Genomic DNA, 13582 nt, shown 5'->3' on the forward strand with positions numbered 1-13582 from the left:
CCGCAGCGCTCCTGCCCGACGCCGCCTGCGTCCGATGGCCACCGACCAGCGTCCGCCCGCCATCGCCCTGATGGGGCCGACCGCCTCCGGCAAGACCGCCCTGGCGCTGGCCTGGGCGGAGCGCCTGGGCGGGGAGATCGTCAGCGTGGACTCGGCGCTGGTCTACCGCGGCCTCGACATCGGGGCCGCCAAGCCGGACCCGGCCGAACGGGCACGGATCCCCCACCATATGCTCGATCTACGCGATCCGTGGCAGACCTATTCGGCGGCGGAGTTCGCCGAACGTGCGCATGCGGAGGTCGTGGCCATCCTCGCGCGCGGCCGGGTGCCGATCCTCGCCGGCGGCACCGGCCTGTACTTCCGGGCGCTGCTGCAGGGCCTGTCGCCGATGCCCGCGGCCGATCCGGCGGTGCGCGCCGCGATCGCCGCCGAGGCCGCCGCGCACGGATGGCCCGTCCTGCACGCGCGACTGGCGGAAGTCGATCCGGCCGCCGCGGCGCGGATCCGCCCCGGCGACGCCCAACGCGTCCAGCGGGCGTTGGAGGTCCACCGGATCAGCGGGCGCGGCATCAGCGACTGGCAACGCCAGCCGCGGCCGCGGGTGCGGCTGCCCTGCAGGGTCCTGAAGCTCGCGATCGCGCCGCGCGAGCGCCGGCTGCTGCACGCTCGCATCGAGCAGCGCTTCGATGCCATGCTCGCCGCGGGCTTCCTGGAAGAAGTGAGGCGGCTGCGCGCGCTGCCCGAACTCCAGGCGCATCCGGCGCCCCTCGAGTTGCCGGCGCTGCGTGCGGTCGGCTATCGCCAGGCCTGGGAGCACCTCGACGGCGCCGCCGATCGCGCCGCTTTTCGCGATCGCGCGATCTTCGCCACCCGCCAGCTGGCCAAGCGCCAGTTCACCTGGCTGCGGGGACAGCTCGACCTGCGCTGGTTCGATCCGGAAGCGGACGCGGGCCGGCTGCAGCGGGCGATCGCCGCCTTCCTGGGCCACGAGCACGGCCGGTGCCGCTGAGTTGCGCGCCAAAACGCGACGCCGCCACGGTTTTGCGCATGGCGCGCGCAGCGCGCGCGCCGGTTTTGTGTACCATCGGCAAGTCGCCGCCACGGGGAAACGGGCCGGGCGACGCGGCCCCCAGGGCCGCCCACAACAATAACCAAGCTGGGGAAACACGATGTCCAAGGGGCAGTCCTTGCAGGATCCTTTCCTGAATGCGTTGCGGCGCGAGCGTGTGCCGGTTTCGATCTACCTGGTCAACGGCATCAAGCTGCAGGGGACCATCGAGTCCTTCGACCAGTTCGTGGTGCTGCTGCGCAATACCGTCAGCCAGATGGTCTACAAGCACGCCATCTCCACCGTGGTGCCGGCGCGCAACGTGCGCGTGGGGCCGGGCGGCGGCCACGTGCAGGCGACGCCGGCCAACGGCGAGCCGGCCGAACAGGACGAGGAAGCGGACGCCTGAACGCGTCCGCCGGCGCCTGACCCCCGGCGGCGCCCGTCCGGCGCGCGCCGCTGCTTGATAACTCCGCCTGCGGCCCGCATGTCGAGGGTTCACATCGTGCCGCAGGAGGCGCCGCCGCGTGTTCGAACGCAGCCGCAAGGGCGAACACGCCCTGCTGATCCAACCCCATGCCGGTGGCCCGCCTGACCAGGACGCGCTGGAGGAATTCGCCGATCTGGCGCGTTCGGCCGGCGCCGCCGTGGCGACCCTCATGACCGCCCGCATCGACAGGCCCAACCCCGCCACCCTGATCGGCAGCGGCAAGCTCGAGGAAGTGAAGGCCGCGGCCGATGCCAGCGGCGCCGACCTGGTCCTCATCAACCATCCGCTCAGTCCGGTGCAGGAGCGCAACCTCGAGAAGGCGCTGGAGCGGCGGGTGGTCGACAGGACCGGCCTGATCCTCGACATCTTCGCGATGCGCGCCCGCAGCCACGAGGGCAAGCTGCAGGTCGAGCTTGCGCAGCTGCGCCACATGTCCACGCGCCTGGTGCGCGGCTGGACCCACCTGGAGCGCCAGCGCGGCGGCTCGATCGGCCTGCGGGGGCCCGGCGAGACCCAGCTCGAGACCGACCGTCGGCTGCTGCAGAAGCGCGTCGAGCAACTCCAGCGGCGCCTCGACAAGGTCGAAGTGCAGCGCACCCAGATGCGCCGCGCGCGGGTGCGCAGCGAGATGCCGCGGGTGGCCCTGGTCGGCTATACCAATGCCGGCAAGTCCACGCTGTTCAACGCTCTGACCGGCGCCGGCGCCTATGCCGCGGACCAGCTGTTCGCGACCCTCGACCCGACCGTGCGCAAGATCGCGTTGCCCGGCGGCAACGCGGTGCTGGCCGACACGGTCGGCTTCGTCCGCGACCTGCCGCACGAACTGGTGGCGGCGTTCCGCTCCACCCTGTCCGAGGCGCGCGAGGCCGACCTGCTGCTGCACGTGGTCGATGCCGCCGACCCGCTGCGCTCGGAACGCATCGGCCAGGTCGACGCGGTCCTGGCCGAGATCGGCGCGGGGGAGATCCCCCAGCTGCTGGTGTACAACAAGATCGATCGTCTGCCGGTGGCGCGCGGCGGCGCCGGAGGCCCCGGCGACGGCGCTCCCTGGGATGGACCGGTCGCGAAGCGAGCGCGCGCCGTCGAGCGTCCCGGCGAGGCGCCGTCCGGCTCCGCCGCCACGGACGCCGGCCCGCACGGCGAGGGCGGCTCCATGGCTCCGCGCCACGACCGCCCCCACGGTGCCGCCGTGGACGAGCCGGGCCGCGAACGGGTCTGGATCTCGGCCCGCGACGGCGCAGGCCTGGAGCTGTTGCGCGACGCGCTGACCGCGCACCTCGGGCTGCGCCGGCTGGTCGCCGAGCTGGCGCTACCCTCCAGTGCCGGGCGTCTGCGCGCCCGCCTGCACGAGCTGGACGCGGTGCGCGGCGAGACCCAGGACGAGCATGGCTGGCGGCTGCGCATCGATCTGGCGCACGCCGATGCCGCGCGGCTGGCGGCGCAGGCCGACGGGGCGCCGCTGCGCCCGCTCCTCGACGCCCCTGCCTGAGCGCCGGCTGCGCCATCGTCGCACCGGCCGGCGCGGCAGGCGGATGCGCCGCCGAGCGCCACCCCGGAGGCCCGGCGCGCTTGCCTTCGGGCACCACGGCCCGCACCTTGTAGAATGTGCGTCCCCACGCCGGCCCCGGCCGCCGCGCGGGGCGATTCCCAGATTGGAGCAGGCATGGCCTGGAACATTCCCGGCAAGAAGAACAACGGTGGGTCGGGCGGCGGCGGCCGCAGTCCCTGGAAGCCGACCGGCGGCGGTCGCGGCGGCGGAGGCGGCGCCTTCGACGGCATCCTCGACCTGCTCCGGCGCCTGCCCGGCGGTGGCGGCGGCGGTCCGCTGCGCTGGATCGCCATCGCCCTGGTGGTGTGGCTGCTCTTCAGCTCCTTCGTGCTGATCGGCGAACAGCAGCGCGGTGTGGTGCTGCGCTTCGGCCAGGCCGCGCGGGTGATGCAGCCCGGTCCGAATTTCAAGGCGCCGTGGCCGATCGAGCGGGTGATCAAGGTCAACGCCACCAGCATCCGCACCTTCAGCAACACGGTGCCGGTGCTGACCCGCGACGAGAACATCGTGGTGGTCTCGCTCAACGTGCAGTACCGCGTCGGCGATCCCGAGGTGTACTTGTTCGGTACCCGCGACGCCGAGCGCGTGCTCGAGCAGGTGGCGCAGGGGGTGGTGCGCGAGCAGGTCGGCCGCTCCGACCTGGACACCGTGCTCGGCGCCCGCGGCCCGCTTTCGGCGATCGCGAAGAAGCAGCTGCAGGATTCGCTGGACATCTACCGCACCGGACTGATCGTCACCGAGCTCAATCTCCAGGACGCGCGTCCGCCCGAGGAGGTCAAGCCCGCCTTCGACGCCGTCAACAGCGCCCAGCAGGTGCAGGAGAGCCTGGTCAACGAGGCGCGCGCCTACGCCGCCAAGATCGTGCCGGAGGCGCGCGGCGAGGCCGCCCGCACCCGCACCGTGGCCGAGGGCTACAAGACCGCGTCGATCGCCCGCGCCAGCGGCGATGCCGCGCGTTTCACGCTGCTGCTGGACGAATACCGCAATGCGCCCGAGGTGACCCGCAAGCGCCTGTGGCTGCAGACGCTGGAGCAGGTGCTGGCCGACAACCGCAAGGTCGTCGGCGGCGACGGCCGCCAGCTGATCTACGTGCCCATGGCCGGGCAGGGCAACGGTGGCGGCAACCCGCCGGTGCTGCCTGCCGAGGTGCTCTCGCCGAGCGTCGGCGCCACCCGCGAGCAGCCCAGCCGCACCCAGACGACCCCGCGGCCCACCCGTGGCGAAGGAGGTACGCGATGAGACCCGCCACCCTGATTCCGGTGCTGGTCGTCCTGCTCTTGCTGGGCCTGATGGGTTCGGTGTACGTGGTGCGCGAGGGCCAGGTCGGCCTGGTGCTGCACCTGGGCCGCGTCGCCCGCACCGACATCGGCCCGGGGCTGCATTTCAAATGGCCGCTGATCGAGAGTGCGCGGGTGTTCGACCGCCGTTTCAACGCCCTGGATTTCTCGCCCGAGCGCTACCTGACCTCGGAGCGCAAGGACGTCAGCGTCGACTTCGTGGCGATCGTCTACATCGAGGACGTCGGCGACTTCTACCGCGCCACCGCGGGCGACGAGGCCAATGCCAGCGACCGCCTGGCGCCGATCATCAAGGACTCGTTGCGCAACGAGATCAATGCCCGCACCCTGACCCAGCTGGTCTCGGGCGACCGCAGCGAGGTGATCGCCCGGCAGCTCGAGTCGATCAACAAGGGCGCCGAGAACCTCGGCATGCGCATCATCGACATCCGCCTCAAGCAGATCGACCTGCCGACCGACAGCGAAGTGATCAGCCAGGTCTACAACCGCATGCGCGCCGAACGCAACCAGGTGGCAGCGCGCCTGCGCGCCGAGGGCGAGGAACAGGCGCGGCAGATCCGCGCCACCGCCGACCGCGACCAGGCGGTGATCCTGGCCGAGGCCGAGCGCGACGCGCAGACCCTGCGCGGCGAGGGCGATGCCGAGGCCACCCGCATCTACGGCGAGGCCGCCAACCGCGACCCGGCGTTCTTCGCCTTCCAGCGCAGCCTGGAGGCGTACCGCGCCTCCTTCGAGGACGGCAATGCGGTGATCGTGCTCGAGCGCGACGATCCGTTCCTGCAGTACATGCGCAGCGATCGATGAGCGACCTGTGGGCCGCCCTCTGCCTGGTGGCGGTGCTGGAGGGCCTGGTGCTGTTCGTCGCGCCGCGCGGCTGGAAGCGCGCCGCCGAGCAGATGCTGGCGATGCCCGACCGCCAGCTGCGGATCGTCGGCGGCGTCGTGCTGGCGGCCGGCGCGCTGGCCCTGTTCCTGGTCCGCGGTGGTTGATCCGGGGTTTCCGATGCCGGTGGCCGGAGGCATCCGCGGTTTTCGCGGCCACGGGCCGCTCCTGCAGGGGGGCGCCGGCGTCGGGTTCGCGTAGGCGCGTGCCATGCACGCGAAAGCCGGCGCGGTCGACCGCTCGCGGAATCGCCGCGTCCCGGCCGGAGCCACCAGCGGCGCAGCCGCGTGCGCAAGGCTGGCATTCGCCCGCCAATCCCGGATAATGCACAAAAGCCGGACGGGCCCTTTGCCCGCCGGCTTTTTCCGTGTCCGCAGCGACTCGGCCAGCAGTCGGGGCCGCGGCCGCCACCGCGAATCGCCCGCGCCTTCCGTTCACGCCGTTGCCGGCATGGTCCGCAACTGCAGCCAGCCAGGAGTTCCCCCATGGGTCAGTCAGTCGTCGTTCTCGGTGCCCAGTGGGGCGACGAGGGCAAGGGCAAGATCGTCGATCTGCTCACCGAGCGGATCGGCGCGGTGGTGCGCTTCCAGGGCGGCCACAACGCCGGTCACACCCTGGTCATCGGCGGCAAGAAGACCGTGCTGCACCTGATCCCGTCGGGCATCCTGCGCAAGGACGCGCTGTGCCTGATCGGCAACGGCGTGGTGCTCAGCCCCGCTGCGCTGCGCAAGGAGATCGGCGAGCTGGAAGCCGAAGGCGTGGACGTGCGCTCGCGGCTGAAGATCAGCCCGGCGACGCCGCTGATCATGCCGTACCACATCGCCCTGGACCAGGCCCGCGAGAAGGCCGCCGGCGGCGCGGCCATCGGTACCACCGGGCGCGGCATCGGCCCCGCCTACGAGGACAAGGCCGCGCGCCGCGGCATCCGCGTGGCGGACCTGCACTATCCGGAGCAACTGGCCGAGAAGCTGCGCACGACCATGGATTACCACAACTTCGTCCTCACCAGGTTCCTGGGCGTGGACGCGGTGGACTACCAGCGGACCCTGGACGAGGCGCTGGAGTTCGGCGAGTACGTGCAGCCGATGAAGTCCGATGTCGCCGGCATCCTCCACGACCTGCGCAAGCAGGGCCAGCGCGTGCTGTTCGAGGGTGCGCAGGGCTCGCTGCTCGACATCGACCACGGCACCTATCCCTACGTCACCTCGTCGAACACCACCATCGGCGGTGCGCTCGCCGGCAGCGGCGTCGGTGCGGACGCGATCGACTACGTGCTCGGCATCGCCAAGGCCTACGCGACCCGCGTCGGCGGCGGGCCGTTCCCGACCGAACTGCACGACGACACCGGCAAGAAGATCGCCGAACGCGGCCAGGAGTTCGGCGCCACCACCGGCCGGGCGCGCCGCTGCGGCTGGATCGACCTGGTCGCGCTCAAGCGCGCGGTCGCCATCAACGGCATCAGCGGCCTGTGCATCACCAAGCTCGACGTGCTCGACGGCCTGCCCAGCCTGAAGGTCTGCATCGCCTACCGCTACCGCGGCAAGGAGACCGAATACGCCCCGCTCGACGCGGGCGGCTGGGACGAGTGCGAACCGGTGTACCTGGAGTTTCCCGGCTGGCAGGAGAGCACCCACGGAATCACCCAGTGGGACAAGCTCCCGCCCGCCGCGCGCGCCTACCTGCGCGCGCTGGAGGAACTGTCCGGCAGCCCGCTGGCGATGGTCAGCACCGGCCCGGACCGGGACGCCAACATCGTGCTGCAGGATCCGTTCGCCTGAGGAGGCGGTGCATGAGGACTTGCGCCGTGTTGGTCCTGGTTGCGGCCCTGGCGCCCGACGCCTCCGCGCAGCCGCCCGGACTGCCGCCGGTGGCCTATCCGCCGATTCCGGAAGTCGCGCAGCGGATCGTGGACTTCGTGCCCGCGGGTTGGCGCCTCGAGCACGCCGCGCACGGGCGCCTGGATGCCGACGACCGTGACGACGCGCTGCTGGTGCTGCGCATGGAGAACCACGGCAATATCGTGCAGAACGAAGGTTTCGGCCCCGACCGGTTCGACACCAATCCGCGCATGCTGGTGGCGGCGTTCGCGGTGGAGGGGGGCTACCGCCGCGCGCTGGTCGACCACGCCCTGATTCCGCGGCCCGAAGTTCCGGTCTTCGACGACTACCTGCAGGATGACCCGGCCGCCGCGATCGAGATCCACCCGAACCGTTCGGTCTCGGTGCGCCTGCACAGCTGGGCCAGCGCCGGCTCCTGGCAGACCCGCCAGGTGCGGTTCACCTTCCGCCACCAGGACGGGTGCTTCCGCCTGGTCGGCTACGACGACCACGAGATGCACCGCGGCTCGATGGAGCGGCGCGAGACCAGCGTCAACTACCTGACCGGACGCGCCTGGGTCGAGACCGGCTCGATGGAACACGCCGCCGCCGGGCCGCGGCGCTGGTCGCGCTTGGATCCCAATCCGGTGGTCTGCATCGGCGAGGTCGGCAACGGGTTCGAATACCGCCCGCCCGTCGAGGCGGACTGAACCGCTCCCGTCCGGGACAGGAACCTGAACCAGCTCTCCGCGAATCGCGGTTTCTCCACATCGCGTAGCGCGGCCCGTCGATACCGTGGATCCATCCTATCGGAGGCGCATCCGCGCCGTGGAGCAGGAATGGATGGTTCACACGCGGCACCCGGGTATCCCCGCGACGGCTGCCCGCTGCAGGCCGCAGGGCGACAGGACGTCGACGGCGCTGGCGCAGCCGTCGGGCCGGCCGGGAAGTTCCTGGAATTCATCGGCAGCGACCGCTTTCCCTGCGTGGGGTCGCGGCTGGCGCTGGCGCAGGACACCATCGCCACGCTCGAGCTCGGCACGCTCGGCAGCGCGCGCAACGATGCGCCATTGCTCGACCGGCTGGAACGGTTCGCGGAGATGGTGGATGCGGGCGACCCCGAAGACCCCGCCGTGCATTCGCTCGTCGCGCTGTTCCGCGGTCCGGCGGCCACCGACGAACCGCGCTTCGAAGCGCTGCTGTGGGGGCAGCTTCAGCGCCTGCACGAGCTCGATGCGGATCGGGGCCGCCGGTGGGCGCCCGATGTCAGCAGCGATCCGGACAGTTCGAAGTTCAGCATGAGCCTGGGCGGCCATCCGTTCTTCGTGATCGGCCTGCACGCGGGCGCGTCGCGGATCGCGCGGCGCTTCCCCTGGCCGACGCTGGTGTTCAATTCGCATCGCCAGTTCGAGCGGCTTCGTGGCGACGGCCGGTTCGCGAAGATGCAGGGCGCCACCCGGGCCCGCGATCGCAAACTGCAGGGCTCGATCAATCCCAATCTCAGCGATTACGGCGAGGCCTCGGAGGCGCGCCAGTACAGCGGCCGCGCGGTGGAACAGGATTGGCGCTGCCCGTTCCATGCCCGGAGGGCGGCATGAGCGCTGCGGCGGAGACCGAGCGCATCGCGCCGTGCTCGGCGCGCGCCTTCGAGCTGGAGCGCGGAGACGAGCTGGTCGTGATCGATCCGGAGGGCCAGCAGGTCAGCGACCTGGTCGCGTTCTCGCGCGACGACCTGGCCGAGTACCTGTCGTCCGGCCGCTCGATCGACTACGCCTCCAAACTCTGGCTCAGTGCAGGCGACCAGCTGTATTCCAACCGCAGCAGACCGATGTTCACCATCGTCGAGGACAGCTGCGGCCGGCACGACTTCACACTGACGCCGTGCTCCAAGGACACCTTCGCCATCATCTACGGCGAGACCGACGGCCGGCCCGGATGCGAGGGCAACCTGGCGCAGGCGCTGGCGCCGTATGGGATCGGGGTGGACCGGATCCCGATCGCCTTCAACGTGTTCATGCATGTTTCGGTGGATGCGGAGACCGGAACGATCGCGGTGCTGCCGCCGCGCAGCGTCCCGGGAGACAGCATCCGGCTGCGCGCCGAAATGCCGCTGGTGGTTGCCCTGACCGCCTGTTCGGCCGGGCAGTCCAACAACTTCCGATACAAGCCCATCGACTTCCGCATCGACCGGGCGCGCAGTGCCTGAGCGAGCGCTGGCGCAGCACCGCCCGGAACCGGCTCTTCCTCACACCCACGACAGGAGTACGCCATGATCGGCGAACGCGAACGCACCGAAGCCAACCAGCCAGAAGGCAATCCCGAGCGCAAGAGCAACGAGACCGACGGACAGCCCGGCCCCACCTCCGGGGTGCGCCCGGATCTGGAGAAGCCGGGGAAGAAAAACGACGGCACCGCCGGGGGCGTCGGCAAGGGTTACTGAGCCGTGGGGCCGCGGTGCCGCCGTTCGGCCAGGCGTCTGCCCGGGGGCGCCATCGCCCAGACGCATGGCCGTCCAGCCGGCACGGTGGCCGGCCGTGCCGACAATGCGAGGCGTCGAAGAGGCCCCGCCACCGCAGCCCAGGGGCGTTGAACAGAGTCGGGAAGATGGCGCACGCTCGCTGGAGGCGAGCCCCGAGCGCCCCCATGTGCAGGCACATGGACCTGTTCGACTCCCCGCCCCAGACCTTGCTGGAAGACGCCGAGGGCGGGATCCGCTACTGGCCCGGCTTCGCCGGATCCCGGGAGGCCGACGTCTGGTTCGCCGAGCTGCAGCGCCTGGCGGGCTGGACCACCTCGCGGCGCCGGATGTACGACCGCGTGGTCGACGTGCCGCGCCTGCTCGCGGCCTACCGCACCGTCGCGCTGCCGCCGGAGCTGCCGCTGGCCGCCATCCTCGCCCGGGTCCGGGCGACGGTGCCGGCCCCCTACAACGCGGTGGGCCTCAATCTCTATCGCGACGGCGCCGACAGCGTGGCGATGCACAACGACAAGCTGCATACCATCGTGCCCGGCCATCCGATCGCCCTGCTCAGCCTCGGCCATCCGCGGCGCATGCTGATCCGCGCCAAGGCCGGCGAGCGCGGGCGCGTCGCGGTGGAGCTCGGCCACGGCAGCCTGCTCAGCATGAGCCACGCCTCCCAGCTGACCCACGAACACGGCATCCCCAAGACCGCGAGGCCGGTCGGGCCGCGCATGAGCGTGGTGTTCCGGGTGCGGCCCCTCGCGCAGCTGGACGAAAGATGAGCGGTGCCCGCGCCGCCCGGAAGCCGTGCCGCGCGCCGGCTCAGCGGGTGCCGGGCGCCGCGGACCCGGACGGGTGCGGTGGCCGATGCGTCGCCTGATCCTGTCGCGGAAGGGCTTCGATGCCGGCTACGGCGGCATGCCGAGTCCGATCCTGCCCGACGGGCGGCTGCTGCCGCTGCCGATCCCGGGACGGCACGACGCGTTCACGCTTGCCGACGCGGTGGGCGCGGGCGAGGACCACGCCAGGCTGCTGGCGGAACTCAGCCGCGGCAGGATCACCCTGGCGACCCAGGTCCACCTGGACCCGGACCTCGCACGGCCGCCGGGGCGGCGGCTGCCCGGCTGGCGTCCGGCGCTGGGGCAGGCCGGCGGCGCGCAGTCGCACCTGCGGACGCAGGGCGTCGGGGCCGGCGACGTGTTCCTGTTCTTCGGCTGGTTTCGCGAGGTGGAGAACGGGCCGTGCGGATGGCGATTCGTGCCGCGCGCGCCGGACCTGCATGTCCTGTTCGGCTGGCTCGAAGTCGGCGCGGTTCTGCCGGTGGTGCTGCGGCGCGAGGCCTGCCTTGCGCGGTACCCGTGGATCGCCGATCACCCGCACGTGGCCAATCCGGAGCACTATGCCAGTCCCAGCAACACCCTCTACGTGGCGCGGGCGCGCTCGCGCCTGGCGCCGCGCCGGGCCGGCGGGGGCGTGTTTCCCCGCTACCGGCCCGAGCTCCGCCTCACCGCCGAAGGCGAGAGCCGCAGCATCTGGACGCTGCCGTCGTGGTTCCACCCGGCGCCGGGGCGCGCCGCGCTGAGCTACCACGGCCGGCCCTCGCGCTGGCGCATCACCGGCGCCGGGTGCCGGCTGCACAGCGTGCCCAAGGGCCAGGAGTTCGTGATGGACGTGGGCGGCTGCGAGTCCGAAGCGGAAACGTGGCTGCGGAACCTGGTCGCCGGCGCCTGCTGAACTGGCGAAGGGTCCATCGCCGGGAGTTCACGGCAGTGGCGGCAGGCTGGCGGTCGATGCCGCAGCGGAGACGAGTGATGACCAGTCAGCAGCAGAACGAAGCACCGCAGCAGGAGCCGAACGAGGAGGTGGAGAAGGGGAAGCCATCCGCACCGCCCCGCGGCCGTCGGTCCGGCGGCGGCGCCCCGCCGGCCGATGACGAGGCGCGCGAGGGCGCCGAGGAGATTCGCAGGAAGGCGCCCACCGGGCTGCCGGGTGCGGCCGGGGGCGGGCTGATCGGGGGCTGAGGCGGGGCTGGAGTCAGCCGCGGCGCGCGCGCTTCTGGCGACGGGCGTTGGCGGCCACGGTACGGCTCACCGGGGCCAGGCCGGCTGCCAGCACCGCGTCGGCGTCGCGCAGCGCCTGGTGCGGCCGATACGCTGTCGAGCCGCCAGCCGGCCACCAGGGAGTCCACGCCGACCGCATCGCCTGGCCGGCGAGGCGCAGCTGGATCTGCAGCAGCGTGGTGCCCATTGCGAACCACCCTTCCTGTGTGGCAGCGAGTTTCTCGATGCCCATGCGGCCGTGCTCCCGAAGCTGCGCCGCCGTGGGCGGACCGAGGGTGGTGGCCATGTCGAGCAGGCGGGTGGCGGCCACGCCGGGCGCCACGAGCGACAGTGCGGTCAGCTGATGCAGGGTGGAGCGGTGGCGGCGGGGCATGGTGCGCTCGTTGGCAAGAGTGCGCGAAGCGTGGGGTCCGCCGGGGGATAACGACGTGACGGCCGGCGCAGGTGGAGCCGCGCCCGCGGCGCCCCTCCATGGCGCGCACGGCCGCTGGGCGACAATGGCGACCCCGCACGGAACCCAGCCCGCCTTGAGACCCGAACGCCTGCTGCCGCTGATCGTCGCTACCGCGCTGTTCATCGAGAACATGGATTCCACCGCGATCGCGACCTCGCTGCCGCAGATCGCCGCCGACCTCGGGGTGGAGCCGGTGGCGCTGAAGCTGGCGCTGACGACCTACATGCTGGCGCTGGCGGTGTTCATCCCGGTCAGCGGCTGGGTGGCGGACCGGTTTGGCGCGCGACCGACCTTCATGGTGGCGATCGGGGTGTTCCTGCTCGGCTCGCTGGGCTGCGCGGCCTCGGGCTCGCTGGGGGAACTGGTGGCCGCGCGATTCCTGCAGGGCACGGGCGGGGCGATGATGGTCCCGGTCGGGCGGCTGGTGCTGCTGCGCAGCGTGCCCAAGTCCGAGCTGGTGCGCGCGCTGAGCTGGTTGACCATCCCGGCACTGCTCGGTCCGATGCTCGGCCCGGTGCTGGGCGGGCTGATCACCACCTACGGCCACTGGCGATTCATCTTCCTCATCAATATTCCGATGGGGCTGCTGGGGATCTGGCTGGCGTGGCGCCACATTCCGCTGCTGCGCTCGGCGGTCGGGCCGCTGGACTGGCGCGGGTTCGCGCTGATCAGCGTGGGACTGGCGCTGACCATCTTCGGCTTCGCCTCGATGGGCCGGCACCTGGTGAGCACGCCGCTGGCGCTGGCCTGCACGCTCCTGGGCAGCGTGCTGCTGGCGCTGTACTGGCTGCATTCCGGGCGCCATCCGCATCCGCTGCTGCGGCTGGACCTGTTCCGGCTGTCGACCTTCCGCAACGGCGTGATCGGCGGCTCGCTGTTCCGCATCGGCATCGGCGCCACGCCGTTTCTGCTGCCGCTGATGCTGCAGATGGGGTTCGGGCTCAACCCGCTGCAGTCGGGCCTGATCACCTTCACCTCGGCGGCCGGCGCGATGTTCATGAAGACCCTGGCGGCGGGGATCCTGAAGCGTTTCGGCTTCCGCCCGGTACTGATCGCCAACGCGCTGATCGCCTCGGTGCTGCTGTGCGGGTTCGGGCTGTTCCGCGCCGATACTCCCTATCCGCTGATGGTGGGCGTGCTGCTGGTCAGCGGCTGTTTCCGCTCGCTGCAGTTCACCAGCCTCAACGCGATCGTCTACGCCGACGTGGAACCGGAGCGGATGAGCCAGGCCAGCAGCCTGGCGGCGATGGCGCAGCAGGTCTCGCTGGCGATCGGCATCACCATCGGCGGCTACGCGCTCACCCTGGCCAGCGCCGTCACCGGCGACCCGCTGGAGACGGTCACGAATTTCGGCTTCGCCTTCCTGACCGTCGGGCTGATCTCGGCCACCTCGGTGGTGGCGATGTGGCGGCTGGCGCCCGATGCCGGCGCGGAGATGTCGGGCCGCGCGCGCGCGGGCGAGGAGGTCTCCGAACCCAAGCCGATGGCGCGGCCGGGAACCTGATGGCGCGGCCAACCCCGTA

The 13582-nt window shown here is 71.7% G+C and carries 16 protein-coding genes; 15 read left to right on the plus strand and 1 reads right to left on the minus strand.

Annotation, left to right across the window (positions count from 1 at the left end; all coding sequences use genetic code 11):
• The first annotated feature begins 34 nt into the window (after positions 1-34).
• From miaA to QFW77_RS13905, 14 genes are all read left to right on the plus strand, one after another.
• Positions 35-1009, plus strand: a complete 975-nt coding sequence (gene miaA / locus QFW77_RS13840; protein ID WP_280575358.1) for a tRNA (adenosine(37)-N6)-dimethylallyltransferase MiaA — start codon at positions 35-37, stop codon at positions 1007-1009.
• 160 nt (positions 1010-1169) lie between these two features.
• Entirely contained in the window at positions 1170-1457 is a 288-nt protein-coding gene (gene hfq, locus QFW77_RS13845) for an RNA chaperone Hfq (protein WP_180678215.1), read from the plus strand.
• A 118-nt stretch (positions 1458-1575) separates the two neighbouring features.
• Positions 1576-3027, plus strand: coding sequence for a ribosome rescue GTPase HflX (gene hflX / locus QFW77_RS13850; RefSeq protein WP_280575359.1), 1452 nt, complete (start codon positions 1576-1578; stop codon positions 3025-3027).
• A gap of 174 nt (positions 3028-3201) precedes the next feature.
• Positions 3202-4326: an FtsH protease activity modulator HflK gene (gene hflK / locus QFW77_RS13855; protein ID WP_280575360.1), complete on the plus strand. Its 1125-nt coding sequence runs from the start codon at positions 3202-3204 to the stop codon at positions 4324-4326.
• Entirely contained in the window at positions 4323-5189 is an 867-nt protein-coding gene (gene hflC / locus QFW77_RS13860; protein WP_280575361.1) for a protease modulator HflC, read from the plus strand. Before hflK ends, hflC begins: the two co-directional genes overlap by 4 nt.
• Positions 5186-5374: a DUF2065 domain-containing protein gene (locus QFW77_RS13865; RefSeq protein WP_280575362.1), complete on the plus strand. Its 189-nt coding sequence runs from the start codon at positions 5186-5188 to the stop codon at positions 5372-5374. The genes hflC and QFW77_RS13865 overlap by 4 nt, the downstream gene beginning before the upstream one ends.
• Positions 5375-5752: 378 nt before the next feature.
• Entirely contained in the window at positions 5753-7045 is a 1293-nt protein-coding gene (locus QFW77_RS13870) for an adenylosuccinate synthase (RefSeq protein ID WP_280575363.1), read from the plus strand.
• An 11-nt stretch (positions 7046-7056) separates the two neighbouring features.
• On the plus strand, positions 7057-7794 hold the full coding sequence (locus QFW77_RS13875) for a hypothetical protein (RefSeq protein ID WP_280575364.1): 738 nt from the start codon (positions 7057-7059) through the stop codon (positions 7792-7794).
• A gap of 129 nt (positions 7795-7923) precedes the next feature.
• Positions 7924-8682, plus strand: coding sequence for a guanitoxin biosynthesis heme-dependent pre-guanitoxin N-hydroxylase GntA (gene gntA / locus QFW77_RS13880; RefSeq protein ID WP_280575365.1), 759 nt, complete (start codon positions 7924-7926; stop codon positions 8680-8682).
• Positions 8679-9290, plus strand: a complete 612-nt coding sequence (locus QFW77_RS13885; RefSeq protein ID WP_280575366.1) for a DUF1989 domain-containing protein — start codon at positions 8679-8681, stop codon at positions 9288-9290. Before gntA ends, QFW77_RS13885 begins: the two co-directional genes overlap by 4 nt.
• 63 nt (positions 9291-9353) lie before the next feature.
• Positions 9354-9524 carry a hypothetical protein gene (locus QFW77_RS13890; RefSeq protein ID WP_280575367.1) on the plus strand — a complete coding sequence of 57 codons (171 nt, stop codon included), beginning with the start codon at positions 9354-9356 and terminating at the stop codon, positions 9522-9524.
• A 215-nt stretch (positions 9525-9739) separates the two neighbouring features.
• On the plus strand, positions 9740-10327 hold the full coding sequence (locus QFW77_RS13895; protein WP_280575596.1) for an alpha-ketoglutarate-dependent dioxygenase AlkB family protein: 588 nt from the start codon (positions 9740-9742) through the stop codon (positions 10325-10327).
• An 85-nt stretch (positions 10328-10412) separates the two neighbouring features.
• A complete protein-coding gene (locus tag QFW77_RS13900) occupies positions 10413-11279 on the plus strand; it encodes an Nmad3 family putative nucleotide modification protein (protein WP_280575368.1) in 867 nt (288 codons plus the stop codon).
• Positions 11280-11356: 77 nt separating this feature from the next.
• A complete protein-coding gene (locus QFW77_RS13905) occupies positions 11357-11566 on the plus strand; it encodes a hypothetical protein (protein WP_280575369.1) in 210 nt (69 codons plus the stop codon).
• A 13-nt stretch (positions 11567-11579) separates the two neighbouring features.
• Here the strand turns inward: QFW77_RS13905 and QFW77_RS13910 are convergent, their stop codons facing one another.
• Complete coding sequence (locus QFW77_RS13910) at positions 11580-11978, minus strand: hypothetical protein (RefSeq protein WP_280575370.1); 399 nt, start codon at positions 11976-11978, stop codon at positions 11580-11582.
• 154 nt (positions 11979-12132) lie between these two features.
• On the opposite strand from QFW77_RS13910, the gene QFW77_RS13915 reads away from it, so the two are divergent.
• Positions 12133-13563: an MFS transporter gene (locus QFW77_RS13915; protein ID WP_280575371.1), complete on the plus strand. Its 1431-nt coding sequence runs from the start codon at positions 12133-12135 to the stop codon at positions 13561-13563.
• Positions 13564-13582 lie beyond the last annotated feature (19 nt).

Origin of the sequence: Luteimonas endophytica (assembly GCF_029887875.1) — a bacterium.
Lineage (GTDB): Bacteria > Pseudomonadota > Gammaproteobacteria > Xanthomonadales > Xanthomonadaceae > Luteimonas > Luteimonas endophytica.